This window comes from Klebsiella spallanzanii, assembly GCF_902158555.1.
In the GTDB taxonomy this organism is placed as follows: Bacteria; Pseudomonadota; Gammaproteobacteria; order Enterobacterales; family Enterobacteriaceae; genus Klebsiella; species Klebsiella spallanzanii.
Genome location: NZ_CABGGS010000034.1, coordinates 38,225 through 64,600, shown reverse-complemented (window position 1 = coordinate 64,600; position 26,376 = coordinate 38,225). Strand labels below are relative to the sequence as shown.

Sequence of the window (26,376 nt, the reverse complement as noted above, 5' to 3'; positions counted from 1 at the left end):
CCCAGCGGGCGGAATAACGAGCAATTACTTCATCACCCGGTCATCAACATAGTTGCGTTTATCCGGCGCTGGCGGGAAATACTGATACAGCCAGGTCTCGCTGATCGCGTCCCCCTGGCAGCGCAGGAACATGCGCATCTCAACCGGGTCAGTCGAGTCAGAGGTCGGATACCAGTCAAACTGGATGCGATAGCCATCAAACGGTTCGACGTAGAGGATCTCAATTTGCTTCGCTTCGCCGCTCGAGAGAGTAATCACCGGCTCGATACCTTTTGGCGCAGCGGCTTTGAGGTCGCCCCCAACAAAATCGATAGCAAAACGGCGGGTCCATTTATCCGGATAGTGCTCGCCAGGTGCCCAACCTTCCGGGAAGCCGCCCATACCGGTACGCGTTGCCATGACGCGCGCCAGCGGAGAGCGAACCGGCGGCTGCGCACTCCAGTAGAGACGATAGCGGAAGTCCAACTCGTCCCCGGCTTTTACCGGTTTCGCTGGCTGCCAGAAGCAGACGATGTTGTCCAGCGTTTCGCCGGTAGTCGGGATCTCCATCAGGCTAACGGCGCCCTTGCCCCACTGGTTACGCGGCTCGACCCACAGGCTTGGGCGCTTGTTGTACCAGCCCATGATGTCCTGATAGTGGGAGAAATCGCGATCCAACTGCAACAGACCAAAACCGCGCGGGTTTTTATCCTGGTAAGCATTGAACTGCAGCTTTTGCGGATTGTTCAGGGGACGACAAATCCACTCGCCGTTACCCAGCCACATCGACAATCGGTCAGAGTCGTGGATCTGCGGATGAATCGTATCGCACATCCGGCGTTCGTTATTACCGCAGCTGAACATGCTGGTCATCGGCGCAATGCCCAGCTGTTTGATGTCTTTACGCGCATAGATGTGGTTTTCCACATCCATAATCACCTGTGTTTCCTGACAATTAACGACAAACTTATAAGCACCAGTGACGCTTGGGCTGTCGAGCAGTGCATACACGGTAAAGACCGTCGCCCCTGGCTTGACGGTCTCAAACCAGAAAGAGGTGAAGTCCGGAAACTCTTCCGGTGTATCGGTGAAGGTGTCGATAGCCAGGCCGCGCGCGGAGAGCCCATATTGATAAGTGCTGTCTACCGCACGGAAATAGCTCGCGCCGAGGAAGGCCACAATATCGCGACGCGCCAGCTCCGGGGCCTTAAATACGCGAAACCCGGCAAAACCGAGATCGCTCTGGCCTTCCAGTTGTTTAGTATCGACGCCGGCATCATTGTATTTAAACAGTTCGGGGCGGAAGTGAATTTCCCGCGCCTGCTGAGTTTGTGAATCCAGCGAGAACATCCGCACGCGACGGCGGAACCCCATTCCCACATGGAAGAACTGGATATCCAGCTTGCGCTCTTCAATATTGCTCCACAGAGAATGCGCTGCATCATACTGAATGCTGTTGTAGGCCTGAGGGGTCAGGTTCGCCAGCGTCGGCGGCAGGTCGCGAGGCGCTCCGCCCCACGGCTGACGAGCAAGATCGTGGGCCATCGATTGCAGCACGGTATAGTCGAAGCGACGCGTCTGTCCGTCGGCAATTCCCGAATCCTCGGCGAATGCGGCTTTAGAGAATAGAGAGGCGACTCCTGACGTTCCGCATACGGCGGCAACAGCCATGGATGATTTGAGAAAACGTCTGCGGTTCATGCCTGAGAAAGCATCCTTCTTCATATGTGAATTGAGACGCGACGTAACAAACTCATGCGTCGTGAATGTCGCTCACTCTAGACAAAAACGATTGATAATCCAATTGTTGACGGCAGAAATGCATGAAAAAAATATGTCCACCGGACCAGACCGAATTAGCGGCCTCCAGAACGTCGGATATTAGCGGTAATAAGATCGCAAGCGGCCAGACTGATGCTGGCCGCAAAGATAATTATTTCTGATTTAAAAGGTTAAAGCTGGTCATCAGGTTACGATAATCCGGAATATGGTTAGAGAACAGCGTTCCCAGACCTTCAATATCGTTACGCCAGTCGCGGTGCAGCTCGCAAGCCACGCCAAACCACGACATCAACTGCACCCCTGCCTGCGACATACGGTCCCAGGCGGCATCGCGGGTAATCGGGTTGAAAGTACCGGATGCGTCAGTTACCACAAAGACATCAAAACCCTCTTCAATCGCCGATAACGCCGGGAATGCCACACAAACCTCCGTCACCACGCCAGCAATAATCAACTGCTTCTTGCCCGTTGCTTTAACGGCCTTAACAAAATCCTCGTTATCCCAGGCATTAATATTGCCCGGACGTGCGATATAGGGCGCGTCGGGGAACTGCTCTTTCAGCTCCGGCACCAACGGACCGTTCGGGCCGTTTTCGAAGCTGGTGGTTAAGATGGTCGGCAGACCGAAATACTTCGCCAGGTCGCCAAGGGCAAGGACGTTGTTCTTGAATTTATCAGGATCGATATCGCGCACAAGAGAGAGCAATCCGGTCTGATGATCCACCAGCAGCACGGCAGCATCATTTTTGTCCAGACGAACATACGGTTTGGCCATGGTTTCTTCCTCATTTCAACAGCAAGTTTTCCGTCAGAATCCAGATTCTGCGGAGGTATGGTTAACAAGGCTGATCATAGTGTAATCACTGGCTGAGGATTAGCCGTCGAAAGTGTGACGCATTGTCCCATTTACAGAACGCACCGTGGCATACTGATAAAATCATCGTAAAAACTATGGATATAGATTCTGCTTTTTTCAGGAAGAAAATAATGAGCAAAAACATTGTGATTTGTTGTGATGGTACCGGTAATGAAGTGAAGGCCGAACTCTCAAACGTGCTAAAGCTGTATCGCGTCATCAGTAAAAACACCACGCAGTGCGTCTATTATAACCCCGGTATCGGCACCATCGGTCAGCATAATGCCTGGCAACAGGCGCGACAAAAAGTTCGCGGCTGGTTTGAGCTCGCCACCGGTTTCGGCCTGGATGACGACATTCTTAACGCTTATCGCTTTCTTTGTGAAAACTACGCCCGCGGCGACAAAGTCTGGCTCTTCGGCTTTAGCCGCGGAGCTTACACCGTTCGCGTACTGGCGGCGCTGGTGAATATGATTGGCCTCCTGAACAAAGATCAGCTTAATCTCGCCGCCTATGCTTTAGCCGCCTATAAACGCGCCAGTTCAGGCGATGTCCCTCGCGGTGATGAAAAGCGGCCCTCTTCTGCGCTAGCCGATGCGTGGCACTTCTCGCGAGTCGCGGGAACGCGAATGATTCAAATCGAGTTTATCGGCGTGTGGGACACCGTCTCTTCAGTGCTGATCCCGAAAAAACTCGGTCTGCTACTGGACGTTGAAAAACTGCGCTATACCCAGAAAAATCCGATCGTGAAATGCTTCCGTCAGGCCATGGCCATTGATGAACGGCGTCGAATGTTCCGCCTGCATCGCTGGTTCGAGCCGCAGCCTTTCAGAGTCAAAGCGTTTAAACCTGAGAGCGATATTGCCCAGGATATTAAACAAGTATGGTTTGCCGGCGTGCATGCCGATATTGGCGGCGGATACCCGGAAGCGGAGAGCGGGCTGTCAAAATTCCCGCTTGCCTGGATGATAGAGGAAGCGCGGACGCGCGGCCTGCAGGTGAATCAGGCCAACATCAACCAAATGGTGTTTGGCAAGCCGCGTCAGGGCAGTCAATATCGCTATTGCATACCGGATGAGACCGCAGAGATGCATCGCTCCCTTACGCCCGCCTGGACGCTAGCCGAATGGCTACCGAAAAGGGTCAAAGCCAGAGAGTGGCCCGGGCGTCGGTCCTGGTTGGGTTGGTATCTTCCAGCCGGAGAACCCCGGTTGATCCCAGAAGGCGCGTTAGTCCACATTTCCGTTCAGCGGAGAATGGAAAAGAGCGCCTGGCGACCGGTTAATCTCCCGCAAAGCTACGTGCTGGAAGGGGTTAATCCAGCGTCACATGATGCTTCATCACCCGGCGAAACAACGCCAGACGCGCGCGCATAAAACGGTTTTCCACTTTAAAACCAGCCTGCTTGTGCAAGCCGATTCGTAGCAAACGGTCCCGCCCGCGCGCGCAGGCGGGCCAGCGTACTGGTCCGGAGAGTTCATGGCAGTCGTTACCGGCCAGACGGGCGAAGTTAGCCCAATAGTCGGCAACGTGGGCGGCAAATGACCTGTCGCGGTCGTTGGCATAATTTCGTACCGGCTCGGCAAGGTCCAGGTTGTCAAAAACATACGCCACTTCATTACCGTGCCACGCGCCATGCGGATACGTTTCATGTTCAGCCTCGGCAACATAGTCAAACCAGTAGCGCCAGCACGGTTGCCCTACCCGCTGCTGCGCCTGCATCACGACATAGCCCAGAGTTGTGAAGGCCATATCGCGACACACTTCTCGCCCCAGCGCTTCATCGCCCTTCACGCCGGGATAGAGCAGCTTAATTAACCCAAGACCAAATCGACGTTCGCGGCGAAGTTTCTGAATCTGCCCGGCAATATCGACGCCAAATACCGCCATTACGCTGGCCTCATCGCTGTTAGAGCCAATCATGACCGGTAATGGGTGCTGACGCCCGCTAAAAAAGGTCTCCAGCATCGGCTGTGGCAGCACGGCATCACCAGCCACAGGGGCCGGGCCAATCGTTAGCGGTGCGGTTAGCGACCAGAATGCCTCCGCCGGAATAGCCCGCAGTTGTTCAGCGCTGGCCTGCGGCAATGAGAAATGCTCAGCGATCAGTTGCCCTTTAGCCAGCGCCTTTTCCCGTGGCAGATCTGGCAAGGTATAACCGCTCTGGATAATCGCCTTATGGAATAGTCCTCTGGATTTTGGCGAAACCATCAGCGACAGCACGCTTCGCGCCCCGGCAGACTCACCAAACAGCGTCACATTAGCCGCATCACCGCCGAAAGCATGAATGTTCTCCTGGACCCATTGCAGAGCGGCAATCTGGTCAAGTAGCGCAAAATTATAAATGCGCTCGCCGTCTTCCCCTTCCAGTGCTGGATGAGCAAAGAATCCCAGATGCCCCAGCCGGTAGTTTACCGTCACCACCACCACGTCGCGGGAAGCTAGCGCTTTACCGTCGTAGGGCGGTAAACTTCCCGCGCCGATGGTGTAACCGCCTCCGTGCAGCCAGACCATCACCGGCAGCGGCTGTACGCGCGCGGCGGGTGACCAGACGTTGAGATAAAGGCAATCCTCTGAAAAGCGACCGGGATCGCCACCGCCAAGTTCGCGGCAATACTCAATATCCTGCCAGCTTGATGCCGAGAAGGTATCTGCCCGACGAACACCCTGCCAGCGGGCGGCAGGCTGCGGCGCACGCCAGCGCAGGCAGCCGACGGGCGGCGCGGCATAGGGAATTCCGCGCCAAATGTGAATATTCTCTTCGGCGGTGCCGGAGAGGGTTCCCTGCCGGGTTTTTACCAGCGGAGTAGACGGGTTCTGCATGGCCTGCTTCCTTTAACAACTTATGCCAGCAGAGTACTGATTTTACAGCAGACCGCAACGTCGTTTACTGCGCTCTTCCGCCTGTTGATAGAGGATAAACTCATCGTAAACCTGGCACCCCAGCGCTTCTTCAAAGGCTTCACGGCTAGCATTACCATGGCTGCGTGACTGAATCTCATTGCCCAGATTCGACTGAAAAATCCCGGCGGCGCTGACCGGCAAAAAGTCTTCATAAATAATGGGTTGCGCAATAACCCAGCCGCGTTCAATTAGCGGCTGCGGGTCATCGCCCGGACGAAACGCCTGGCGGTGCGCTTCTCCCGCGGGAGTCAGGCGGAAGCGAAAGTACGCCAGACCCTGCTGGCGCAGCAAGAATTCGCTGTCGGGGAATTGACTAAAGACCTCCTGCAGATGGCGCTGGTGATTAAGGTTATCTTTGCCTACCCCGGCCTCGCTAAGTAATCGATCGTAAAGGGCGCGCCCTTTTGGCGTCAGCGCCATACCGCGCTGCTCAATTTCGCCAAAGCGAGCGGTGTGCGTACCTTTATGTTCTCCGGCAAACATCACCGGCTCTTCAAGCGCTTTAAAACTGGTCTGGCGCAGTAAAATCGGCACATCGCGACGCGGCGGCCCTTCAATCAACGCTTTGGGAGCGATACCGCACTCCGGCATCAGCGCCTGCACCCGATCGATATCCAGCGTACGCGGAGTCAGGTGATTAATGTGGCAGCCGGGAAAACAGACCACATCGGCAATCAGCCGATGCTCTTCGTGCAGCGCATGATAGGTTTCTTCATCGACAGTGGCATGGCGATGCCAGCGAAAGGTTTCCAGCGCCTGCTCCACAAACTCACGCGCTTCAGCGGAGGTGAACTCCCCCTTCTGTTCATGAAGCGCAATCAGTTCACGACAGCGAGGAGTGAAAATATCGCGGCGGGCGAGAATTTTCGCCGCCCGATTGCGCAGCTCAACGTTAGCAATAAGCTCCAGGCGCAGCAGCGAAGTAAAAACCCGAAACGGATTGCGCGCCAGCGCCGCGTCGTCAATGGGCCGAAACGCGGTCGAGTGAACCGGGACCCCGGCCTGCGACAGATCGTAATAGCTAACGGGATACATTCCCATAATGGCAAACATGCGGCGTAAAGTCGCCAGTTCTTCCGCCGTTCCGACGCGGATCGCGCCGTGGCGTTCAACGTTAAGCCGCGCCAGTTCATCAGCATTGGCCAGTTGTTCATGCAGCTTCGGGTTATTTTCCAGTACTGCCAGATTAACGTCGGCCACCAGTTCCAGTAACGTTCCGTACTGCGGAACTTCCTGCTGGTACATCGCCGACATCGCCTGCGAAAAGCGCTCCCGAATCTCATCAGCCGTGATGGTGTTCGCCATGATGTCTTACCTCCAGTGAATACTCCCTGGAGTGTAGGAAAGCTGCCTGAAGGCGGCGGGAAGAATTTACAAACTGTGATGCCGATAGCTGAGCGCCCTCTCCCTCCTGAACGCTTCATAACCAATGGTTATGTTAAACACCTTTTAATTTCACTTTAAATTAACAAAATATTTACACACAGTGTTTGTGGCAACATTACAACCATACACACAATCATTCAAGATGCATCGAGGCGGCAAGTGAATGAAGCCCCAGTCACGTACAAGTAGTACGTGACTGGGGTGAATGAGAGCAGCCAACAAAGAGGCAGCGTGAAGGATGAGGTGTATATATGCCCCTCTACCGATAAAACGGAGTACCCGATGAACGATAAATGGTCACCGCGCGAAGTCCTGCATCGCGACTACAGTAGCCACCCTCCCGCTTACGCGCCGGGCTACAAAACCAGCGTTCTGCGCTCGCCGCGCAATGCGCTCATCTCATTGCAAAATTCTCTTTCAGAAATCACCGGACCGGTCTTCAGCAGCGATGATCTGGGCGCGCTGGATAACGACCTGATCCTGAATTATGCCAAAGACGGCCTGCCCATTGGCGAGCGTATTATCGTGCATGGTTATGTCCGCGATGGGTTTGGTCGTCCAATGAAAAACACGCTGGTCGAAGTGTGGCAGGCTAACGCGGGCGGTCGCTATCGTCATAAGAAAGATCAATATCTGGCCCCCATCGACCCTAATTTTGGCGGCTGTGGCCGGGTATTGACCGACGAAAACGGCTATTACTGCTTCCGCACCATTAAGCCCGGCCCCTATCCGTGGCGTAACCAGGTAAGCGACTGGCGTCCGGCGCATATTCACTTTTCTCTTTCCGGCGAAGCCTGGGCGCAGCGCTTAATCACTCAAATGTATTTTGAAGGCGACCCGCTGATTAAACAGTGCCCTATCGTCAAAACTATCAATAATGACGACGCTATTCGGACGTTAATCGCCGAGCTGGATACCCACGCCGCCGTGCCGCTGGACTCTCTGGCCTACCGTTTTGACCTTGTGCTGCGGGGCCATCGCGCAACGCTATTTGAAAACCGTACTCAGGGAGCCGCCCGATGAAAGATTTCTTACCTGAAACCGCATCACAAACCGCAGGCCCTTATGTGCATATTGGGCTGGCGCCGGAGGCCGCCGGTTTTCATATCTTTGAGAAGAACTTTGGCCCCACGCTGACAACGCCAGCCACCGAGGGCGAACGTATTACTATCGAGGGTCGAGTCATTGACGGCTCAGGAACCCCCGTGCGCGACGTACTGCTGGAAATCTGGCAGGCCAACGCTGCCGGGCGCTACAACCATCCTGACGACCGACAGCAGAGCAAGAAACTGGATGCGGAGTTTCGCGGCTGGGGGCGAACCTGCTCGGACTTCACTAGCGGTATCTGGCGCTTTGAAACGATTAAACCCGGCGCCGTCGTGGGTCGCGATGGTCGCGTAATGGCACCGCACGTCAACTTATGGGTGGTGGCGCGCGGGATTAATATTGGCCTTAACACGCGGATGTACTTCTCTGATGAACAGGATGCCAACCAGGCTGACCCGGTTCTCAATCTGATTGAATGGGAAGTGCGCCGACAAACCCTGATCGCTCAACGTGAAGTCCGCGGCACTGAAATCGTATATCGCTTCGATATTCATTTGCAGGGCGAGAACGAAACCGTCTTCTTCGATATCTGAGTTTTCTCTTCTCTTTTCCGCCCCTGTTTGCCGGGGGCGTCTCATTTTGACAATCTCAAGAAAATCAACTTGTAAAATAATAATATAAAATGTTAATAATATTTTGCTATGAGGTTAACAAATTTAATCAACCTAACTTGTCACCGGCGCACCTCTGTTTTTAACATTGATTATGCAAAAAAATGGTCTTTTCAGTCAGCGCATTCGCTTGCGCCATCTACATACCTTCGTGGCCGTCGCTCAACAAGGAACCCTTGGGCGTGCGGCTGAAACCTTAAACCTTAGCCAACCTGCGTTATCCAAAACCCTCAACGAGCTTGAGCAGCTCACCGGCACGCGGCTGTTTGAACGCGGGCGTCTGGGCGCACAGCTCACGCTGGTCGGCGAACAATTTCTCACCCATGCGGTTAAAGTGCTCGACGCGCTGAATACCGCCGGCCAGGCGCTAAACCGTAAAGAAGGCCTCAGCAACGACATTGTGCGCATCGGGGCACTCCCTACCGCCGCGCTGGGGATCCTGCCTTCGGTGATTGGCCAGTTTCATCAGCAGCAGAAGGACATCACCCTACAGGTCGCTACCATGAATAACACCATGCTGCTGGCGGGACTGAAATCAGGAGAAATCGATATTGGTATCGGACGAATGTCCGACCCGGAGCTGATGAGCGGTTTAAACTATGAGCTGTTGTTCCTCGAATCCCTGAAGCTGGTAGTTCGTCCGGGGCATCCGCTGCTGCAGGAAACCGTCACGCTTAGCCGGGTCATGGAGTGGCCGGTCGTGGTCTCGCCGAAAGGCACGCTGCCGCGGCAGAACGCCGAAACCTTACTCCAAAGTCAGGGGTGCAAAATCCCGCCGGGCTGTATCGAAACGCTCTCGGCATCGCTGTCGCGTCAGTTAACCGTTGATTATGACTATGTGTGGTTTGTACCATCCGGTGCGGTTAAAGACGATCTTCGTCGCGGACTGCTGGCCGCGCTGCCGGTACCTACTCAGGGCGCGGGCGAACCCATCGGTATTCTGACCCGCGTTGATGCGACCCTCACCGCAGGCACGCAAACCTTGCTCAGCGCCATTCGTAAATCCATGCCCGTCTGATGATGATTTCCCCGGCAGTTTTGTCTTGTGCTGGGGAGATATTTCTCGCCTGTTCTTCCTTCAGGTTACTTGTCTTATTCGCCACAATAATCAATTAGTGCGAAATCATTCATTAACAATTGCGTTAATTTCTTTAACAGATCTATCATATCCAGGATTTCACCAAATGGTTCACTTGAAATCAATAACAGAAAAAAAACCGCTTTTATGAAGGCCACTATCACTTCATTCAAAAGAGTTCACTTGAAAACTTGATTCATCTGGTTCACACCTGCACAGGGGTGGTTAAGGAGAAAAAATGGCAACTGACAACGCGCCGCGAGGGTTCCCCAGAATCCTGCAGTGGCTTCTCGCCGGGCTGATGCTTATCATTGGCCTGGCTATCGGTATTCTTGGTGCAAAGCTCGCTTCCGTCGGCGGCACCTACTATTTTGCGATTATGGGTCTGGTGATGATCATCGCCTCGGTGCTCATTTTCCGCAGCCGTCGCGGCGGCATCGTGCTGTACGCGATTGCGTTTATTGCATCAATCGTCTGGGCGATTAGCGACGCGGGCTGGACCTACTGGCCGCTGTTCTCGCGCCTGTTTGCCCTCGGCGTGCTGGCCTTCCTTTCGGCGCTTGTCTGGCCGTACCTTTCCGGTTCGTCAGCGAAAAAAGGAACAGCGTTTGGCCTGGCTGCCGTGCTTGCTGTCGTGCTGCTGGTCAGTTTCGGCTGGATGTTCAAATCCCAGCCGTTGGTCAGCGCCAGCGAAGAAGTACCGGTTAAACCGGTCGCTGCCGGCGAAGAGCAAAAAAACTGGGAGCACTGGGGTAATACCACCCACGGCGATCGTTTCGCCGCCCTCGACCAGATTAACAAACAGAACGTTGACCAGCTGCAGATCGCATGGGTCGCCCATACCGGTGATATTCCGCAGAGTAACGGCTCCGGTGCAGAAGACCAGAACACCCCGCTGCAGATTGGCGATACCCTTTATGTTTGTACGCCCTACAGCAAAGTACTGGCACTGGATGTCGATAGCGGCAAAGAGAAATGGCGCTATGATTCCAAAGCCACCGCCCCGAACTGGCAGCGCTGCCGCGGTTTAGGCTATTACGAGGACAGCCTGGTTCAGGCCACACCAACCGCTGATGTACAGCCTGCGGCCTGCTCCCGCCGCCTGTTCCTGCCAACCACCGATGCTCGCCTGATCGCCATTGATGCCGATAACGGCAAACTGTGTGACGCCTTCGGCGACCACGGTATCGTTGATCTCAGCGTTGGCATGGGCGAAATCAAACCGGGTTACTATCAACAAACCTCCACACCGCTGGTTGCGGGTAATGTGGTCGTGGTTGGCGGTCGCGTGGCGGATAACTTCTCCACCGGCGAGCCTCCGGGAGTGGTCCGCGCTTATGATGTTCACACCGGTAAACTGGCGTGGGCATGGGATCCCGGTAACCCGAATCTGACCGGTGAACCACCGGCAGGCCAAACCTACACTCGCGGCACGCCGAACGTCTGGTCAGCCATGTCCTATGACGCAAAGCTGAATCTGATTTATCTGCCTACCGGTAATGCCACCCCTGACTTCTTTGGCGGCGAACGTACCGCGCTGGACGATAAATACAGCTCTTCTATCGTGGCCGTTGATGCGACTACCGGCCAGATGCGTTGGCATTATCAGACGACCCACCACGATCTGTGGGACTTCGACCTGCCTTCTCAGCCGCTGCTGTACGATCTGCCTGACGGTAAAGGCGGCACAACTCCGGTGCTGGTGCAAACCAGTAAACAGGGCATGATTTTTATGCTCAACCGCGCCACCGGTGAACCGGTAGCAAAAGTTGAAGAGCGCCCGGTACCCGCTGGTGATATTAAAGGTGAACGTTACTCCCCGACCCAGCCTTACTCCGTTGGCATGCCAATGATCGGCAACGAGACGCTGAAAGAGTCCGATATGTGGGGCGCAACCCCTGTCGACCTGCTGCTGTGTCGTATCCAGTTTAAAGAGATGCGCCATCAGGGCGTCTTCACACCGCCGGGCGAAGACCGTTCGCTGCAATATCCGGGTTCGCTGGGCGGAATGAACTGGGGCAGCGTATCGGTTGATCCGAATAACGGTCTGATGTTCGTCAACGACATGCGCCTTGGCCTCGCCAACTATATGGTACCGCGTGCCAAAGTGGCGAAGGACGCCAGCGGTATCGAGATGGGTATTGTGCCGATGGAAGGCACACCGTTTGGGGCAATGCGCGAACGCTTCCTGTCACCGCTGGGTATTCCGTGTCAGAAACCGCCGTTTGGCACCATGTCAGCGGTGGATCTGAAGAGCGGCAAGCTGGTGTGGCAGGTTCCGGTCGGCACCGTTGAAGACACCGGTCCGCTGGGGATCCGCATGCATATGCCCATCCCTATCGGTATGCCAACGCTGGGCGCTTCGCTGTCCACCCAATCCGGTCTGTTGTTCTTCGCGGGCACCCAGGATTTCTACCTGCGCGCGTTTGATACCGCCAACGGTAAAGAGATCTGGAAGTCCCGTCTGCCGGTTGGTAGCCAGTCCGGCCCGATGACCTACGTATCGCCGAAAACAGGCAAACAGTACATCATCATTAACGCAGGCGGCGCTCGCCAGTCACCGGACCGTGGCGATTACATTATCGCCTACGCTCTCCCGGAGCAGAAGTAACCATCAGGGCCCCGAACGGGGCCCTTTCTTTATTCAGCTATGTTATTATTGCGAATGGTTATCAATAATAACAACTGAACAAGGATAATGGATGAAAAGTTCAACCTGCCGCCTGCTTGCGGGCACCATCATGTCGATAGCAGCCACATCGGCTCAAGCGCTAAAAGCCCCGGAAGTGGACCTGCGCGATCCGAAGGTATGGGAAGAGAAAACGGTAAATCCGCTCAGCGAAAACCAGCAGCCCTGCGAAGTTTTCAGCAGCCCGGACTGCGTGACGCTTTGGGAAGATCAGAAATCGGATATTCAGCGCGAGCGGGAGCGTAGGGAGCAGCGACGGTGGCAAAACGGTTATGACAAAATGTGGCGGGAATAACTCTGCTTTAGCGATAACCCGGGCATGCCCGGGTTATTATTTACTAAAAAATCAATTTTCGCCGAAGTGAATAACGGTACGAATGGATTTACCTTCATGCATCAGGTCAAAAGCTTCGTTGATCTGATCCAGCGGCATACGGTGGGTAATAAACGGGTCGAGGCGGATTTTGCCCGCCATTGCTTCTTCAACCATTCCCGGCAGTTGGGTGCGCCCTTTCACGCCGCCGAACGCCGAGCCGCGCCAGACGCGTCCGGTGACCAGCTGGAACGGACGGGTTTTGATCTCCTGGCCTGCGCCAGCAACGCCGATAATCACGCTTTCGCCCCAGCCTTTATGGCAACACTCCAGCGCCGCGCGCATCACGTTCACGTTACCGATACACTCAAAGCTGAAGTCCACGCCGCCGTCGGTCAGTTCAACAATCACATCCTGCACCGGCTTGTCGTAGTCGTTCGGGTTGATGAAATCGGTCGCGCCCATCTCACCGGCCAGTTTGAATTTTTCCGGGTTGGTATCAACCGCCAGAATGCGCCCGGCTTTCGCCTGCACCGCGCCCTGAATAACCGCCAGGCCAATCCCGCCTAGACCGAAGACCGCCACGGTATCGCCCTCTTTCACTTTCGCCGTATTGTGAACCGCGCCAATGCCGGTCGTCACGCCGCAGCCCAGCAAACACACTTTGTCCAGCGGCGCCTGTGGGTTAACTTTCGCCAGAGAAATTTCGGCGACCACGGTGTATTCGCTGAAGGTGCTGGTGCCCATATAGTGATAAATCGGCTCGCCGTTGTAAGAGAAACGGGTGGTGCCGTCTGGCATCAGGCCTTTACCCTGGGTGGCGCGAACCGCCTGACAAAGATTCGTTTTACCTGATTTACAGAACTTACACTCGCGACATTCGGCGGTATACAAAGGAATAACGTGGTCGCCCGGTTGCAGGCTGGTCACGCCTTCCCCCACTTCGACCACAATACCGCCGCCTTCGTGGCCCAGCACCGCCGGGAAAACGCCTTCCGGGTCGTCACCAGAGAGGGTGAAGGCATCAGTATGGCATACGCCGGTATGGGTGATTTTGACCAGCACTTCGCCTTTTTTCGGCGGCGCGACGTCAATTTCAACGATCTTCAGCGGCTGGCCTGGACCAAACGCGACGGCTGCACGTGATTTCATATCTCTCTTCCTCGTGGTGATTTTATTTTAAATAGGATCGTAGCAGATGGCCGACTTCCGCCATTCTGGCGGCGCGCTGGTCCGGCGTCGTTTCGCCGCTAACCAGTTCATCTTGCAGGTGAATCTCAACCATCTCCCCCATCAGGCCGTTTGCGGCGCCGCGAATAGAGGCAATCTGTTGCAGAATGGTCATGCAGGGTTCGCCAGATTCCAGCGCCCGTTCGAGCGCTTCAACCTGGCCGCGGATGCGCCGTACCCGGCTGAGCGCGCGTTTTTTATCTTCAGGTGAATGTGGCATGATTCCGCCCTCAATATTATATAGGGGGGTATACTATATTTATTCGTTCAAAGAGGCAAATCAACTCGCTGTTTTAACCGTAGCATAGCGGCGAAAATTTGCGCTTAATCGAGCTTGAGGACCGTGAGAAATAAAACCCGCCGAAGCGGGTGTGAGGATTTTTTAGCGTTTGCGCGGCATCATCCGCAGCAGCGTGTTGTCCTTCCAGAAATAATGGTGCATCAGTGCCGCCAGCGCATGCAGGCCAATAATAAAGTAACCGGTATTGGCCAGCAGCTCATGCCAACCTTTCAGCGTGTCCACCAGCTCAAAATTGCTTTCCGCCGCATGGGGCATGGTCAGACCAAAAGCAAACCAAGGATTGCCGCGGTAGTACATCATCACCATGCCAATCACCGGCAGCGCGATAAACAGCAGGTAGATAACCAGGTGCCCAAGGTGCGCGAAGCCGGTCATCATCGGCGACGGCTTAGGTACAATCGGCGGTGCCGGAGATTTCAGGCGCACTAACAGACGCGCCACCATCAGGACAAAGATAGAAATACCGCAGGAGACGTGAATCATATTAATCACTGGCCGGGCGCTGCGCGGGAAAAATCCCCGCAGCTCCATCGCCGCGTAAGCGCAGATTACCAGCAGGAAAACCAGCCAGTGGATGCCTATCTGTAGGCCGGAGTATTTATCACGCATGGAAAACCCTTAAGAAAACTGTAATGACGTCAACATAACTACCTTTTATTAAAAATTCATTAACTTTTACGTACTTATAAAAAACATTTGCTGTTAATTATATATTTCAGCCAAATGTAAGGGGTATCAATGGTTGGTTTTAAGTCATACACTTCTAACCTTAGCGTTGACACTGTATATAACACCAGTAAGATGCGACATATCATTACCCCAAAAGAGATTAGACATGTTCGTAGAACTGATTTATGACAAGAGAAATTTTGAAGGACTGGCTGGCGCAAAAGAGATCATTCATGCCGAGCTGACGAAGCGAGTTCAGCGAATTTTTCCTGATGCCGATGTTCGCGTTAAGCCGATGATGACTTTAGCGTCAATCAACACTGATGCCAGCAAGCACGAAAAGGAGCAGATCAGCCGTGCCGTACAGGAGATGTTTGAAGAAGCCGATATGTGGCTAGTGGAAGAGTAATAATTACGTCAAATCACAGTGCAGTCATTAAGTCGCCTTGACGCAAATCACGCGTGATTACAGAGGGAAAAATGAATACATTCAGCATTATCGCTATCCCCTTTTTTGCCGTTTCTGTCGTTCTGTTGACGCTGGGAGCCACCCGAAAAAACCGCACCTGTTTTATCGTTGGCGGCGTTTTTATGGCCTCGACGGTGGTGAACGCGGTGATTGGCTTGTCGCTATAAGGCCCGGTAAAGTAATGAGTTTTGTTTGGTATATGACGCTGATATGCATCGTAATAGCGTATCTGATGATGAGTATTCTCCCTGTTTAACCCTGGTTTTTTAGATGCCAGGGTTTTATTGAGTGTTCATCAGCGCAGTGGAATTACATCCCCTTACGCACCAGTATTGCCGCCTGTTTGAAAATCTCGTCCTCGACGCCATCGCCCTTCTGTCTACCCAGCCTCACCAGCTCTTCGACAATACTGTCCCGGTTAATGGGTTTCTGCGCTGAGACCAGGCCAATAACCGCAGCGCCGATAGCAAGACCAACCAGTCCAGTTTGCTCATCTTTATTCTTCATCGTTCCGCTCCGTTGTGTCCGCAAAAAAGTTTAGCAGCAACGGCAATCTGCGCATCCTGACCACTTTATCTGTGGAAAATTTCCCTTTCCAGGCAGTTAAAAAGTGTGATGTTGATCAAAAACAAAAAAAAGACGAGCACAGAGGCGTATTTGTAGTACGTCCGTTACCGGCTTGTAGCCCGGATTGTTAAGCGGATTATTTGATACCAAAATTTTAAGAGGACAAAACCATGGTCACTTACGATCGTAACCGCAACCCTATTACTAATGGTAGCCAGGTGATGATTAATGGGACGGGGAGAACGGGTAAGATTATTGCCATTCATTCCAATGGGTTAACTCCGGCGCAATTGCGTCGTAACAAGACGGTTGAAGTTGAAGGTAATGAGGGTAAGTTCGAACCGGTTGAACTGATCCGGCTTGGTTTCCACTAAGGATGTGAATGCCGCTGCGGCGTCGGCTGACATAAATCCGGACAGGTTCCAGCAGCCCGGTAAACGGCGCCGGGACGGCACTCTCTCAACAGGAGACTCCATAATCAAATAGTAAACACCGCCCTCCACTGTCTCGCCAATTATGGATTTTTCTCTGGATATAACGCTATGGCTTGCTTATAAAGGGGACACCCGATGGCCTATTATTGACAGGATTTATTTTGGAAATTTATTCGTCCCGCTGTGTTATACGCCCTTTTCGTGCAGATGAAGTTCAACCTTTTATGGCTTATCGCAACGATGCTGAGTGGATGAAGTATCAGGGATTTAAGGGGCTAACCAAAGAAGTCTATGAAAAAGCGCTATTGGGAACGTCTTCCCTTTCCGAGGGTATTCAGCTTGCCGTGGTCAGCAAAGCCACTAATACCTTAATCGGCGACATTTATTTAAAACAGGAAAACGAGATATTTTGGCTCGGTTACACCGTTAGTCCGCAGCACGCTGGACAGGGTTATGCCTTCGAGGCCGCCGCTGCCATGATTTGCTGGATAAAAACGCAAGGATGCTCAGCGATTAAAGCCGGTGTTGAAGTAAACAATATCCCCTCCAAAAACTTACTTAACAAGCTTGGGTTCTCTTATGCAGGCCTGGAGGACGGTGAGCAGATATTTGTGCTTAATAACTGTCCTTAATATTAACGCCGAGCTTCGTGATGACTCGTCTTCACCTGATACATACGCTGATCCGCCACGGCGATGACCTCGTTGAGGTTGTGGTGCGTATGGGGATCATATTCAACGCAGCCCCATGAGAATGCCAGTTGCCAGGGGTTGCCCGCCTGCTGATTATAATCGGCAACATTCTTACTGAGCTGCTCCATCGTCCTGCCTGCGGCCTGCTGAGAGGTATTCGTCAACAGGGCAATAAATTCATCGCCCCCCTGCCTGGCTATCAAATCCGACTCCCTGAACACCGCTTTCATTAAATCGGCAATTGCCCTCAAGGCTTTATCACCTTGTTCGTGGCCCCAGTTATCGTTAATAAGCTTAAAGCGATCAAGATCGATAAACACCAGACTCACCGGTTCACTTCGCCGCCGGGCCGTCAGCAGCGCATAGTCAGCTAACGCGATAAAGCCCCGACGGTTAAACAGCCCCGTCAGTTCATCAGCGGTCGCGGCGTCCAGCACTTTGAATTCATCCTCAACGATGGCAGCCAGATCGCTTAATATTTGCATCTCATGAACGGTAAAGGCGCGCGGTTTATGATCCATCAGGCAAAACGCGCCGACCGTAGCCCCATCCGGCAGTTGAACCGGATAACCGGCATAAAAGCGGATAAAAGGTGCTTGTGTAACCAAGGGATTATCATGAAAACGCACGTCCCGCTGCATATCATTCACCACTAAAGGGTCGGTCTGCAGGATAGTGTGCGCGCAAAAAGTGATGTCCCTAGGCAGCGTATCCACTTCAAGTCCAGCACAGGATTTTACATGCAGGGTATTCTCGCCCACGAGACTAATGGACGCCACGGGCAGATTATAGAGAGAACGCGCAAGCCTGGTGAGACGATCGAAACGCTCCTCTTTCCCACTATTCAACAACCCGGATGCCCGCAGCGATTGCAGGCGACGCTGCTCGTCTGGATGAAGCCCGGCTAATTTCAATTTTCCTCTCTTACCTTGCATGGATGAATCGGAGAGCACATACGATGAATGCACGTTTTATTCTGCTGGCAGACGATTTCCGTGCGTTATCTCATGAGTTAAGCAGATATCACTGGCTCGTCAAACTGGGCTATTGACGATTTATTCTGACGCAGCCCATTCCCGCAACGTCTCTTTCAACCACTGGCTCGCCCCGCGCTGGCCGCTTCTCTTGTGCGAATAGATTTTCACCTCAAAAGGCGGAACCGCAAACGGTAATTCAAATACCTTTAGCTTCACCGACCCGGCCATTTTTGCAGCAGCAGAGCGCGGTATTGCCATCAGCAGCTCACTCTCTGCAATGATAAACGGCGCACTCAGCATCGATGGGGTTTTGATGGTGATATGCCGAGAAAAGCCCATTTTCTCAAGCTGAACGTCGAGAACACCCTGCCTTTCATTCCACGGTGTCACCACCAGATGTCGGGCTGCAAGATAGTCAGCCAACGTGAGCCGGGTCCGGTTGATATTGCTGATAACGACATAATCATCCTTCAGCCAGCTAATCTCATCCAGTTCAGGGTGCTCTGCTTCATCCATGGCGCTAAAGCCCAAAGCAAGATCCACCTCCCCGGCCAGTAATTCCGTCAGCGCCGGACTATGCGCCAGGTAACGCAGCTCGAAACGAAGACCGGGCGCCTGATGCTGCAGATTTTGCATGAGCGTCGGGAATACGCACAGGGCGGTGAAATCCGTAATGGCTATTTGTAAGCAGTCGGTACTGGCAGAGGCTACAAACCTCGGCTGCGGGGCGAGTTCCTGGTTTAAAAACTTTAATGCCGAAGCAATCGAAGGGGCGAGCTGGGTGGCGTACACGCTGGGACACATACGATGCCCTTCCCGATAGAACAGCGGATCATTGAGCGCCGTGCGCAATCTCGATAACGCATGGCTTAACGCCGACGTGCTCATCGCCAGCTCTTCCGCCGCCAGGCGAACCGAGCGATATCGATAGATAGCGTCAAACACCGGCAGGAGGTTCAAATCAAGACGGCGAAGCACCGGATGCATAATATTCATCATTTAGTGAGTTCATTGCACTTAATTCTTCTAACCTTAACGTTTATGCTTGGCGGTATCAATTCACGATGGCACAACAGGTAATCAAATGAGTATGACCATTCGTCAGGCCACTCCGGCAGACGCAAAAGCAATTTACGACATGATTTACGAGCTTGCAGTCTATGAAAAAGCGCCGGAACAGGTCGTCACTACGGTAGATGAAATCAAATCATCGCTTTTCGCCAACGACAGCAAAACGGAAGCATTGATATGTGAAATTGATAACCAGGTTGCAGGTTACGCGGTGTTCTTTACCAGCTACTCAACGTGGCTTGGCCGCAATGGTATCTATATGGAAGACCTGTATATCTCCCCCGATTTTCGCGGCAATGGCGCTGGAAAAGCGCTGCTGAGAACCATCGCCCAGCTAGCGGTGAAAAGAGGATGCGGTCGTCTGGAATGGAGCGTTCTCGACTGGAACCAGCCAGCCATCGATTTTTATCTGAGCATTGGCGCGCTTCCCCAGAGCGAATGGGTACGCTATCGCATGGATGGCGAGGCCTTAGCCGCGTTTGCTGAGTCTGGAACAGCGGGTGCCTGACCGTTGATAATGTGGGCCAAAATAGCGGCCCACTTCGTTTCCCGCCTTCTATTGTGCCCACCAGGCAGGGATCAGCCTCACGGGGTATCCCATAGCATTGAACGTTCCCCGGGGGCGGCGCAAAGCGCCTTGCCCGGGCTACAAATTCGTGCGGTCGGAAGGTTGGGTAGCCCGGACAGATGCGCAGCATCGCCTCCGGGAAACGCGTTCATCCTCTGCTAACTCAAGCCTGCAAATAGACCACCTGGGTTTGCAGGTATTCATTCAGACCATGACGTCCATCAGCACCGCCGATACCCGATTTACGCCATCCGGCGTGAAAGCCCTGCATCGCTTCGAAGTTCTCGCGGTTGATGTAGGTTTCGCCGAACTTCAGCCCTTTAATCGCCTTCATGGCGACGTTCAGATCGCGGGTATAGATTGATGAAGTCAGCCCGTAATCGCTGTCGTTGGCCATTGCCAGCGCCTCTTCAAGCGTATCAAACGCCACCACCGGCAGTACCGGGCCAAAGGTCTCTTCATGAACGATATCCATCTCCTGGCGCACGTCCAGCAGCAGCGTCGGTGGATAAAAATAGCCTTTGCCCGATACCGCCTTACCACCAAGGACAACGCGTGCGCCCTGAGCAACCGCTTTAGCGACTTTCTCCTCGACGCGCGCCAGCGCGGCAGCGTTAATCAACGGCCCCATGGCGATATCGTCACGTGACACCGGGTCGCCAAACTGTACTGCTTTCATCGCTTCGCCCAGTCGGTTAACGAAACGGTCATAAATCCCTTTTTGTACATAGACGCGCTCAACGCAGTTGCACACCTGCCCGCTATTGATCACCCGTGAATCGACGACCGCTTTTACCGCCAGCTCAAGATCCGCATCATCCATCACGATGGCTGGCGCTTTTCCGCCCAGTTCCAGACACACTTTGGTGATGTTTTTCGCCGCCGCCGCCATGATTTTCTCACCGGCCACCACGCTGCCGGTCATGCTGACCATCGCCACTTTCGGATTACCTGCCAGCTCCTGGCCTACGGTTTCGCCGCGGCCCAGCACCAGATTAAAGACCCCTTTCGGCAGGCCGATATCATGGACGATTTGTGCAAAGGCGATAGCGTTATTCGGCGTAAACTCGCTCGGTTTAATCACAATGGTATTGCCGGTAATCAGCGCCGGAGCCAGTTTGCGGGCAATCAGGAAGAACGGGAAGTTCCACGGCAAAATACCGGTCGTTACGCCAAGAGCACGCTTAAATACCAGTATATTTTCACCCGGGCGGTCGCTCTGTACGATTTCACCTTCATAACGGCGTGCCCATTCGGCCATATAGTCGAGGTAATCAGCGGTAAATGAGACTTCCACCGCCGCCAGTTGCTGGATTTTCCCGCCTTCAGCGACAATCAGCGCGGCAATCTCATCAGCCCGCTCGCGAATACCGGCGGCAATTTTGCGTAGCCATCCCGCACGCTCAATCGCCGGTAGCGCTTCCCAACCTGGCTGTGCGCGTTCAGCGGCCTGAATCGCCCGCTGCGCGTCTTCTGCACTGCCATCGGGAATGCGCGAAAGTAGCGCTTCTGTCGCGGGATTGATTACGTCAATCCATGCATCACCGCGGCCTGATTCAAACTGGCCATCAATATACATAGGGTGTTGAACGGGTGCCGTCATGGTTTGCTCCTGTAGGATTATTGTTTTTAGCAAGTGAACTAGATGTTAAAAACTATCTTCTGCAAGGCAAAGTGACAGTCCGGGTGCTTGTTTTTGTGAGATATTTCATAAAAATAGATGGTTTTTACGCATAAAAATCACAATCCGATAACAAAACATGCCCGTTTGCGATAACTCTGACTCAAACGGGCAATTTTGCTGATTCAGGACAGCGTTCGCGCGTTCAGCGCGTCGGACAGCAGTCGGTCATCGCGCAGCGTCTCCCACGCCTGCACAATCTTCGGCGGAATATCCACATGAGCGATAAACCCTTTACCCAGCGGACCGTATCCCTGCGGATTATCCGCCAGCCGCGGCAGCTCGCCGAGGATCAGCGCCAGATAGCGCCCAACCGGCCACAGACCCTCTTGCTCACCACTGAAGGTTAAACCGTTATCACTATTGCACAGCACAGGCGAGCAGCCCGGCGTGCTGTACCATTGCGGCGCAGCGGTCTCCTCCCCTTGCCAGACGCGGGCAAACGTCGCCATCGTTCTGCGCTGCATCGTCGGGTCTTGAATCACCACGCCCGTACGGTGTGCAATGCCCCTCTCCTCCAGCATTTGTCGGGTAAAGCGCGCGTTCTCGCCACAGTTGGTGGAACGGTCTTCCACCACAATACGTTCACGCGGGATATGCCAGAATTGCTGGGCGATATCGGCGAGGATATGCGCCTCGGCGCGCCCCGATACCGTCAGCGTGCGATAGCGAGAGTCGCTCAACACTGCGTCGTATAAAAATGAGGTGGAGTGGCCGATACCGCCGCTGATCAGCAGCGGAACAGCCTGACGCGCCGCCAACTGGCAGGCAAAATCAATGGTCGGGATCACCGCATTGCCCGCCAGCACCACCACATCTGGTTGCGGATCCTGCGGCAAATCATCCTGTGCCAGCCAGGCCCCCAGCCGATTTGCCGCGTCTAATGTCGCCTCCGGCAGCGATGGAAAATGTTCTGACATGCTCTCTCCTGTTGGCATTCTCAGCCTTAAGTTACCGGTGCCTATCTTAGACTGTGCATCTTATTTTGGGTAATAAAGTGCGACCGGATTATCGATGCTTTTTAAGCAACAAAGTCAACACACAAACGCAGCGTTTTATTCACTTTTTGAAGAGGTTCAAGATTCTAATAAATAGGAGGAAATAGTCGCAACTACGGCTTTAATGCGCAAAGGTGCATATTCATCCACAGTCAGCGTTATTTTTCGTTTTTTTATTCATAAAAAACTCAAACCCAACGGTAACGACAGCATATTCTGCATTTTTGCCAAATACCGGCCCATTAAATTGGTGATAACATTCTCGTTACAGAGTTTATCGCTATCTCTTTCCACGGTTAACAAAATAATTATCACTGCAAAACAGGACTCTTATGGAAAAGTTATCTTACGCTTCTGAAAGTAGTACATCTCCATGGACCACCTACCTGCGCCAAATCGACCGCGTCGCGCCCTACCTCGGCGATCTCGCCTACTGGATTGAAACCCTGCGCCACCCGAAACGCGCGCTGATTGTTGATATTCCGGTACAAATGGATGACGGCACTATCCGTCATTTCGAAGGTTATCGCGTTCAGCACAACCTTTCGCGCGGGCCGGGTAAAGGCGGCGTGCGCTACCATCCGGATGTCGACCTGAATGAAGTCATGGCGCTCTCCGCCTGGATGACCATTAAGTGCGCCGCAGTCAATATTCCCTACGGCGGCGCGAAAGGTGGGATCCGCGTCGACCCGTTCTCATTATCTGAAGGTGAACTGGAGCGTCTGACCCGTCGCTACACCAGCGAAATCGGCATTATTATCGGGCCGCAAAAAGATATTCCGGCACCGGACGTCGGCACCAACGGTAAAGTGATGGCCTGGATGATGGATACCTACTCCATGAACCACGGCACCACCATTACCGGGGTGGTGACCGGCAAGCCGATCCATCTCGGCGGCTCCCTGGGCCGTGAAAAAGCCACCGGTCGCGGCGTATTCGTTACCGGGCGCGAAGTGGCTCGCCGCAGCGGGATCGAAATTGAAGGCGCGAAAGTCGCGCTGCAGGGTTTTGGTAACGTCGGTAGCGAAGCGGCCCGCCTGTTCGCGGGCGTCGGCGCGCGTATCGTGGTGATTCAGGATCATACCGCAACGCTGTTTAACGAAGGCGGTATTGATATGGCCGCGCTGACCGCCTGGCAGGCAGAAAATAAACAGATTGCCGGTTTCCCTGGCGCGCGCGAAATTGCCAAAGAGGAGTTCTGGACCACGCAGATGGATATTCTGATCCCGGCGGCGCTGGAAGGTCAGATCACCCGTGAACGCGCCGAAACCATCAGCTGCAAACTGGTGCTAGAAGGCGCGAACGGCCCGACCTATCCGGAAGCAGATGATGTGCTGGCCGAGCGCGGCATCGTGGTGGTGCCGGACGTAATTTGTAACGCCGGCGGCGTCACCGTGAGCTACTTCGAATGGGTACAGGATATGGCCAGCTTCTTCTGGAGCGAAGAGGAGATCAACGCCAAAATGGACCGCATCATGACCGATGCTATCGTTCACGTGTACGAAAAAGCGGTCGAGAAAGAGTGCTCTTTACGTACCGCCGCCTATATCGTGGCCTGTGAGCGAATCCTGATGGCGCGTAAAGATCGCGGTATCTATCCCGGATAACCTGACCTTCTCAGCCCGGTTTATGCCGGGCTTGAATCTGCTGGTGGTATTTCCGCCGGGTAGCGGCTAAAGCCTTACCCGGCCTACAAACCCACGGTATCAACATGTTATGCATCCTCCCGTAGGCCCGTGCAAGCGCAGCGGCGCCGGGCAATGCAACACCTTCTTAGCCTAACCGGTTCTGTTTTTATCCCCCTACAATAAACGCACATACTGTTAACCTGTTTTTATCAATCAGGCTTGAATTGTCGTTTTTGTCAGGCATAAAATCGTTAGAGCTCTAACGATATTGCAGACTGGCCTATGGATAACCGACAGCTTAACTTCTCCCATCTTTTATATCTGACCGCCCACCACTGGCGGCTGGCGGTCAACCGTCGCCTCAAAAACCTTGGCATGAGCCAGGCCAGTTGGGTCGCCGTTGCCGCCATTGCGCGCAATGAACAGCCGCTGTCGCAAAGCGAACTGGCCCAGGAGCTGGGCGTCGAAAGCGCCACCCTCGTGCCGCTGCTCAATCGGCTGGTCGATCTCGGCCTGGTTGAACGGGTAAAAACCGAGCACGATAAGCGTAAACGGCTGCTCATCGCCACCGCTAAAGGTCTTGAGGTTTATGAGCAAGTCAAAACGGTAGCCGATGATTTGCGTGAAGAAATCCTCACCGTCATCACGCCTGAGGAACAACGGCAGACCCAGCGGGTGCTGGAAAAACTGCTGCGCGAGGTGGAGAAAAAATAATGCCTCGCCGTAAAAGTAACCCCTACGTTCCCCATGACTGGGCTCCGCACGAAAAACCGGCCATTCTCGGCTCACCTTCAACGCCTATTCACAGCACGCCAAAACGTATTGCCTACGGAATCGTCGGGCTGCTGGTGTGCCTGACCGGGGCGCTAGGCAATGCGGTAGTGACCGCCAATCTGCAACTGTTGCAGGGGACCTTTGCCGCCTGGTCGACAGAGATCGCCTGGCTACCGGCGGTCTACGTGATGACCAACGTCTCCATCAACCTGCTGCTGGTAAAATTCCGCCAGCAGTTTGGCCTGCGCGCCTTTACCGAAGGTTTTCTGGTGCTCTACGTGCTGGTGACTTTTTTCCACCTGTTTGTTAACGACCTCAGCTCAGCCCTGATGGTGCGCGCGGCCCACGGCATGGTGGCGGCAGCACTCAGCTCATTAGGGATTTATTACCAGGTGCAGGCCTGGCCTGCCCGCCATCGGCTAAAGGCGTTAACTATCGGCATCACCGGCTCCTCGCTGGCGATCCCGCTTGCCCGCCTTTTCTCTACCGAATTGCTGCAAATTGATGAGTGGCGCGGGCTATACTTTTTTGAGCTAGGGCTGGCGCTGGTGTCGCTGGCCTGCGTAATGGCGCTGAAGCTGCCGCCAAGCGATCGTAAAAAAGTGTTTGAGAAGAAAGATTTCCTCACCTTCTGCTTGCTGGCGCCGGGGATGGCGCTGGTCTGTGCGGTGCTGTCGCTGGGGCGTCTGGACTGGTGGTTTGAAGCGCCGTGGATTGGCTGGGCGCTGGCGGGTGCGGTGGTATTGATTGTTTCCGCTATCGCTTTTGAGCACAACCGCAGCAACCCGCTGCTCAACACCAAATGGCTCTCCAGCGGCAGTATTTTACGCCTCGGATTAATCATGCTGCTGATCCGTATTGTACTGGCGGAACAGAACACGGGGGTGATCGGCTGGTTGCAGTACGTCGGGCTGCAAAATGAGCAGATGACCAATCTGGCGTGGTCTATTTTTGCCGGGATCGTCTGCGGGATTGTCGCCAGCTGCCTGACGCTCAATCCGCAGCGCCTCTACTGGCCCACCGCCACGGCGCTGGCGTTAATTATGGTTGCCTCGCTGCTCGACAGTCAGTCAACGATCCTCACGCGCCCGGAACAGCTGATGTTCAGCCAGTTCCTGCTCGGTTTCGGCAGCGCCTTCTTCCTCGCCCCGGCGATGCTGGCGGGGATCGGTGGCGTGATTGCCGATCAGCGCAACCTGGTCAGTTTTTCGGTGCTGTTCGGCATGAGCCAGAATATTGGCGGCCTGCTGGGTTCCGCCATTCTCGGCACCTTCCAGACCTGGCGGGAGAAGTTTCACTCCAGCCAGCTTGCCGACCAGCTCACCACGCTTAATCCGCTGATCACCGAACGCTTACAGCAATACAGCCAGATGTACCAAAGCCAGATTGGCGACAGCACGCTGCTGAACGTTCAGGCCACCACGCTGCTGCAAAACGCCGCCACGCTACAAGCCAATATTCTCGCCTACAATGACACGTATCTGCTGACGGCGGCGATTTCTGCCGCCACGCTGGTCTGGGTTTTCTGGCGCTTAATAAGATTGCGTATTACCGCCCGTATCGCGCTGAAACGCGCCACGGGCAGCAAATAAAATTTTCACTCTGGAGTTCT

Annotated in this window: 26 protein-coding genes; 14 read left to right on the top strand and 12 right to left on the bottom strand. The window is 54.1% G+C overall.

Annotated elements, in window-relative coordinates:
- Positions 1–24 precede the first annotated feature (24 nt).
- Together FN082_RS18155 and ycaC are read right to left on the bottom strand one after the other, a co-directional pair.
- Complete coding sequence (locus FN082_RS18155; RefSeq protein WP_142461683.1) at positions 25–1,680, bottom strand: glucan biosynthesis protein D; 1,656 nt, start codon at positions 1,678–1,680, stop codon at positions 25–27.
- Between the two features lie 232 nt (positions 1,681–1,912).
- Positions 1,913–2,536, bottom strand: coding sequence for an isochorismate family cysteine hydrolase YcaC (ycaC, locus tag FN082_RS18150; RefSeq protein WP_004101775.1), 624 nt, complete (start codon positions 2,534–2,536; stop codon positions 1,913–1,915).
- A 212-nt stretch (positions 2,537–2,748) separates the two neighbouring features.
- Between ycaC and FN082_RS18145 the strand changes: the two genes are divergently transcribed.
- A complete protein-coding gene (locus FN082_RS18145; RefSeq protein ID WP_142982065.1) occupies positions 2,749–3,993 on the top strand; it encodes a T6SS phospholipase effector Tle1-like catalytic domain-containing protein in 1,245 nt (414 codons plus the stop codon).
- Here FN082_RS18145 and FN082_RS18140 read toward each other — a convergent pair.
- Both FN082_RS18140 and hglS read right to left on the bottom strand, forming a co-directional pair.
- Entirely contained in the window at positions 3,932–5,440 is a 1,509-nt protein-coding gene (locus tag FN082_RS18140; protein ID WP_142982064.1) for a carboxylesterase/lipase family protein, read from the bottom strand. The genes FN082_RS18145 and FN082_RS18140 overlap by 62 nt on opposite strands.
- 42 nt (positions 5,441–5,482) lie before the next feature.
- On the bottom strand, positions 5,483–6,826 hold the full coding sequence (gene hglS / locus FN082_RS18135; protein WP_142982063.1) for a 2-oxoadipate dioxygenase/decarboxylase HglS: 1,344 nt from the start codon (positions 6,824–6,826) through the stop codon (positions 5,483–5,485).
- Between the two features lie 363 nt (positions 6,827–7,189).
- Between hglS and pcaH the strand changes: the two genes are divergently transcribed.
- From pcaH to FN082_RS18110, 5 genes are all read left to right on the top strand, one after another.
- Positions 7,190–7,930, top strand: coding sequence for a protocatechuate 3,4-dioxygenase subunit beta (pcaH, locus tag FN082_RS18130; RefSeq protein WP_004120877.1), 741 nt, complete (start codon positions 7,190–7,192; stop codon positions 7,928–7,930).
- Positions 7,927–8,547, top strand: a complete 621-nt coding sequence (gene pcaG / locus FN082_RS18125; RefSeq protein ID WP_139538124.1) for a protocatechuate 3,4-dioxygenase subunit alpha — start codon at positions 7,927–7,929, stop codon at positions 8,545–8,547. The genes pcaH and pcaG overlap by 4 nt, the downstream gene beginning before the upstream one ends.
- A gap of 172 nt (positions 8,548–8,719) precedes the next feature.
- A complete protein-coding gene (locus FN082_RS18120) occupies positions 8,720–9,643 on the top strand; it encodes a LysR substrate-binding domain-containing protein (RefSeq protein ID WP_142461678.1) in 924 nt (307 codons plus the stop codon).
- A gap of 298 nt (positions 9,644–9,941) precedes the next feature.
- A complete protein-coding gene (locus tag FN082_RS18115) occupies positions 9,942–12,314 on the top strand; it encodes a membrane-bound PQQ-dependent dehydrogenase, glucose/quinate/shikimate family (RefSeq protein WP_142982062.1) in 2,373 nt (790 codons plus the stop codon).
- A 91-nt stretch (positions 12,315–12,405) separates the two neighbouring features.
- Entirely contained in the window at positions 12,406–12,687 is a 282-nt protein-coding gene (locus tag FN082_RS18110) for a hypothetical protein (protein WP_142461676.1), read from the top strand.
- Positions 12,688–12,738: 51 nt separating this feature from the next.
- Here the strand turns inward: FN082_RS18110 and FN082_RS18105 are convergent, their stop codons facing one another.
- The 3 genes from FN082_RS18105 to cybB form a co-directional block, all read right to left on the bottom strand.
- Positions 12,739–13,857, bottom strand: a complete 1,119-nt coding sequence (locus tag FN082_RS18105) for an S-(hydroxymethyl)glutathione dehydrogenase/class III alcohol dehydrogenase (RefSeq protein ID WP_139538120.1) — start codon at positions 13,855–13,857, stop codon at positions 12,739–12,741.
- Positions 13,858–13,879: 22 nt separating this feature from the next.
- Positions 13,880–14,155 (bottom strand): metal/formaldehyde-sensitive transcriptional repressor, encoded by a 276-nt coding sequence (locus FN082_RS18100; RefSeq protein WP_004101746.1) that lies wholly within the window; start codon positions 14,153–14,155, stop codon positions 13,880–13,882.
- 162 nt (positions 14,156–14,317) lie between these two features.
- Complete coding sequence (gene cybB / locus FN082_RS18095) at positions 14,318–14,845, bottom strand: cytochrome b561 (protein ID WP_139538119.1); 528 nt, start codon at positions 14,843–14,845, stop codon at positions 14,318–14,320.
- Positions 14,846–15,071: 226 nt separating this feature from the next.
- Here cybB and FN082_RS18090 point away from each other — a divergent pair, with 226 nt between their 5' ends.
- Positions 15,072–15,314, top strand: a complete 243-nt coding sequence (locus tag FN082_RS18090; RefSeq protein ID WP_139538118.1) for a DinI-like family protein — start codon at positions 15,072–15,074, stop codon at positions 15,312–15,314.
- 71 nt (positions 15,315–15,385) lie between these two features.
- On the top strand, positions 15,386–15,541 hold the full coding sequence (locus tag FN082_RS30000) for a hypothetical protein (protein ID WP_180349540.1): 156 nt from the start codon (positions 15,386–15,388) through the stop codon (positions 15,539–15,541).
- A gap of 142 nt (positions 15,542–15,683) precedes the next feature.
- Here FN082_RS30000 and FN082_RS18085 read toward each other — a convergent pair whose 3' ends face one another.
- Positions 15,684–15,881, bottom strand: coding sequence for a hypothetical protein (locus FN082_RS18085; protein WP_139538117.1), 198 nt, complete (start codon positions 15,879–15,881; stop codon positions 15,684–15,686).
- Between the two features lie 230 nt (positions 15,882–16,111).
- Between FN082_RS18085 and ydfZ the strand changes: the two genes are divergently transcribed.
- Together ydfZ and FN082_RS18075 are read left to right on the top strand one after the other, a co-directional pair.
- Positions 16,112–16,315, top strand: coding sequence for a putative selenium delivery protein YdfZ (ydfZ, locus tag FN082_RS18080; protein WP_139538116.1), 204 nt, complete (start codon positions 16,112–16,114; stop codon positions 16,313–16,315).
- A gap of 221 nt (positions 16,316–16,536) precedes the next feature.
- On the top strand, positions 16,537–17,007 hold the full coding sequence (locus FN082_RS18075) for a GNAT family N-acetyltransferase (RefSeq protein WP_208436571.1): 471 nt from the start codon (positions 16,537–16,539) through the stop codon (positions 17,005–17,007).
- Positions 17,008–17,009: 2 nt separating this feature from the next.
- Here FN082_RS18075 and FN082_RS18070 read toward each other — a convergent pair whose 3' ends face one another.
- Both FN082_RS18070 and FN082_RS18065 read right to left on the bottom strand, forming a co-directional pair.
- The gene (locus FN082_RS18070) at positions 17,010–17,981 is read right to left on the bottom strand and encodes a sensor domain-containing diguanylate cyclase (protein ID WP_142982061.1); all 972 of its coding nucleotides are present in this window, start codon (positions 17,979–17,981) and stop codon (positions 17,010–17,012) included.
- 141 nt (positions 17,982–18,122) lie between these two features.
- Complete coding sequence (locus FN082_RS18065; RefSeq protein ID WP_185931834.1) at positions 18,123–19,040, bottom strand: LysR family transcriptional regulator; 918 nt, start codon at positions 19,038–19,040, stop codon at positions 18,123–18,125.
- Between the two features lie 88 nt (positions 19,041–19,128).
- Between FN082_RS18065 and FN082_RS18060 the strand changes: the two genes are divergently transcribed.
- The gene (locus tag FN082_RS18060; protein ID WP_139538113.1) at positions 19,129–19,623 is read left to right on the top strand and encodes a GNAT family N-acetyltransferase; all 495 of its coding nucleotides are present in this window, start codon (positions 19,129–19,131) and stop codon (positions 19,621–19,623) included.
- A gap of 223 nt (positions 19,624–19,846) precedes the next feature.
- Here the strand turns inward: FN082_RS18060 and aldA are convergent, their stop codons facing one another.
- Both aldA and FN082_RS18050 read right to left on the bottom strand, forming a co-directional pair.
- Entirely contained in the window at positions 19,847–21,286 is a 1,440-nt protein-coding gene (aldA, locus tag FN082_RS18055; RefSeq protein ID WP_142461672.1) for an aldehyde dehydrogenase, read from the bottom strand.
- Positions 21,287–21,489: 203 nt separating this feature from the next.
- Positions 21,490–22,284 (bottom strand): YdcF family protein, encoded by a 795-nt coding sequence (locus tag FN082_RS18050; protein WP_142982060.1) that lies wholly within the window; start codon positions 22,282–22,284, stop codon positions 21,490–21,492.
- Positions 22,285–22,694: 410 nt separating this feature from the next.
- Here FN082_RS18050 and FN082_RS18040 point away from each other — a divergent pair, with 410 nt between their 5' ends.
- From FN082_RS18040 to FN082_RS18030, 3 genes are all read left to right on the top strand, one after another.
- Positions 22,695–23,969: a Glu/Leu/Phe/Val family dehydrogenase gene (locus FN082_RS18040; RefSeq protein WP_112215748.1), complete on the top strand. Its 1,275-nt coding sequence runs from the start codon at positions 22,695–22,697 to the stop codon at positions 23,967–23,969.
- A gap of 303 nt (positions 23,970–24,272) precedes the next feature.
- Positions 24,273–24,704 carry a MarR family winged helix-turn-helix transcriptional regulator gene (locus FN082_RS18035; protein WP_142982059.1) on the top strand — a complete coding sequence of 144 codons (432 nt, stop codon included), beginning with the start codon at positions 24,273–24,275 and terminating at the stop codon, positions 24,702–24,704.
- Positions 24,704–26,356 carry an MFS transporter gene (locus FN082_RS18030; protein ID WP_142465877.1) on the top strand — a complete coding sequence of 551 codons (1,653 nt, stop codon included), beginning with the start codon at positions 24,704–24,706 and terminating at the stop codon, positions 26,354–26,356. The genes FN082_RS18035 and FN082_RS18030 overlap by 1 nt, the downstream gene beginning before the upstream one ends.
- Positions 26,357–26,376: the final 20 nt, after the last annotated feature.

Excerpts from the sequence above, each read along its gene's own strand:
- FN082_RS18155 (WP_142461683.1), bottom strand. The coding sequence starts at position 1,680 with ATGAACCGCAGACGTTTTCTCAAATCATCCATGGCTGTTGCCGCCGTA.
- ycaC (WP_004101775.1), bottom strand. The coding sequence starts at position 2,536 with ATGGCCAAACCGTATGTTCGTCTGGACAAAAATGATGCTGCCGTGCTG.
- FN082_RS18145 (WP_142982065.1), top strand. The coding sequence starts at position 2,749 with ATGAGCAAAAACATTGTGATTTGTTGTGATGGTACCGGTAATGAAGTG.
- FN082_RS18140 (WP_142982064.1), bottom strand. The coding sequence starts at position 5,440 with ATGCAGAACCCGTCTACTCCGCTGGTAAAAACCCGGCAGGGAACCCTC.
- hglS (WP_142982063.1), bottom strand. The coding sequence starts at position 6,826 with ATGGCGAACACCATCACGGCTGATGAGATTCGGGAGCGCTTTTCGCAG.
- pcaH (WP_004120877.1), top strand. The coding sequence starts at position 7,190 with ATGAACGATAAATGGTCACCGCGCGAAGTCCTGCATCGCGACTACAGT.
- pcaG (WP_139538124.1), top strand. The coding sequence starts at position 7,927 with ATGAAAGATTTCTTACCTGAAACCGCATCACAAACCGCAGGCCCTTAT.
- FN082_RS18120 (WP_142461678.1), top strand. The coding sequence starts at position 8,720 with ATGCAAAAAAATGGTCTTTTCAGTCAGCGCATTCGCTTGCGCCATCTA.
- FN082_RS18115 (WP_142982062.1), top strand. The coding sequence starts at position 9,942 with ATGGCAACTGACAACGCGCCGCGAGGGTTCCCCAGAATCCTGCAGTGG.
- FN082_RS18110 (WP_142461676.1), top strand. The coding sequence starts at position 12,406 with ATGAAAAGTTCAACCTGCCGCCTGCTTGCGGGCACCATCATGTCGATA.
- FN082_RS18105 (WP_139538120.1), bottom strand. The coding sequence starts at position 13,857 with ATGAAATCACGTGCAGCCGTCGCGTTTGGTCCAGGCCAGCCGCTGAAG.
- FN082_RS18100 (WP_004101746.1), bottom strand. The coding sequence starts at position 14,155 with ATGCCACATTCACCTGAAGATAAAAAACGCGCGCTCAGCCGGGTACGG.
- cybB (WP_139538119.1), bottom strand. The coding sequence starts at position 14,845 with ATGCGTGATAAATACTCCGGCCTACAGATAGGCATCCACTGGCTGGTT.
- FN082_RS18090 (WP_139538118.1), top strand. The coding sequence starts at position 15,072 with ATGTTCGTAGAACTGATTTATGACAAGAGAAATTTTGAAGGACTGGCT.
- FN082_RS30000 (WP_180349540.1), top strand. The coding sequence starts at position 15,386 with ATGAATACATTCAGCATTATCGCTATCCCCTTTTTTGCCGTTTCTGTC.
- FN082_RS18085 (WP_139538117.1), bottom strand. The coding sequence starts at position 15,881 with ATGAAGAATAAAGATGAGCAAACTGGACTGGTTGGTCTTGCTATCGGC.
- ydfZ (WP_139538116.1), top strand. The coding sequence starts at position 16,112 with ATGGTCACTTACGATCGTAACCGCAACCCTATTACTAATGGTAGCCAG.
- FN082_RS18065 (WP_185931834.1), bottom strand. The coding sequence starts at position 19,040 with ATGAATATTATGCATCCGGTGCTTCGCCGTCTTGATTTGAACCTCCTG.
- FN082_RS18060 (WP_139538113.1), top strand. The coding sequence starts at position 19,129 with ATGAGTATGACCATTCGTCAGGCCACTCCGGCAGACGCAAAAGCAATT.
- aldA (WP_142461672.1), bottom strand. The coding sequence starts at position 21,286 with ATGACGGCACCCGTTCAACACCCTATGTATATTGATGGCCAGTTTGAA.
- FN082_RS18050 (WP_142982060.1), bottom strand. The coding sequence starts at position 22,284 with ATGTCAGAACATTTTCCATCGCTGCCGGAGGCGACATTAGACGCGGCA.
- FN082_RS18040 (WP_112215748.1), top strand. The coding sequence starts at position 22,695 with ATGGAAAAGTTATCTTACGCTTCTGAAAGTAGTACATCTCCATGGACC.
- FN082_RS18035 (WP_142982059.1), top strand. The coding sequence starts at position 24,273 with ATGGATAACCGACAGCTTAACTTCTCCCATCTTTTATATCTGACCGCC.
- FN082_RS18030 (WP_142465877.1), top strand. The coding sequence starts at position 24,704 with ATGCCTCGCCGTAAAAGTAACCCCTACGTTCCCCATGACTGGGCTCCG.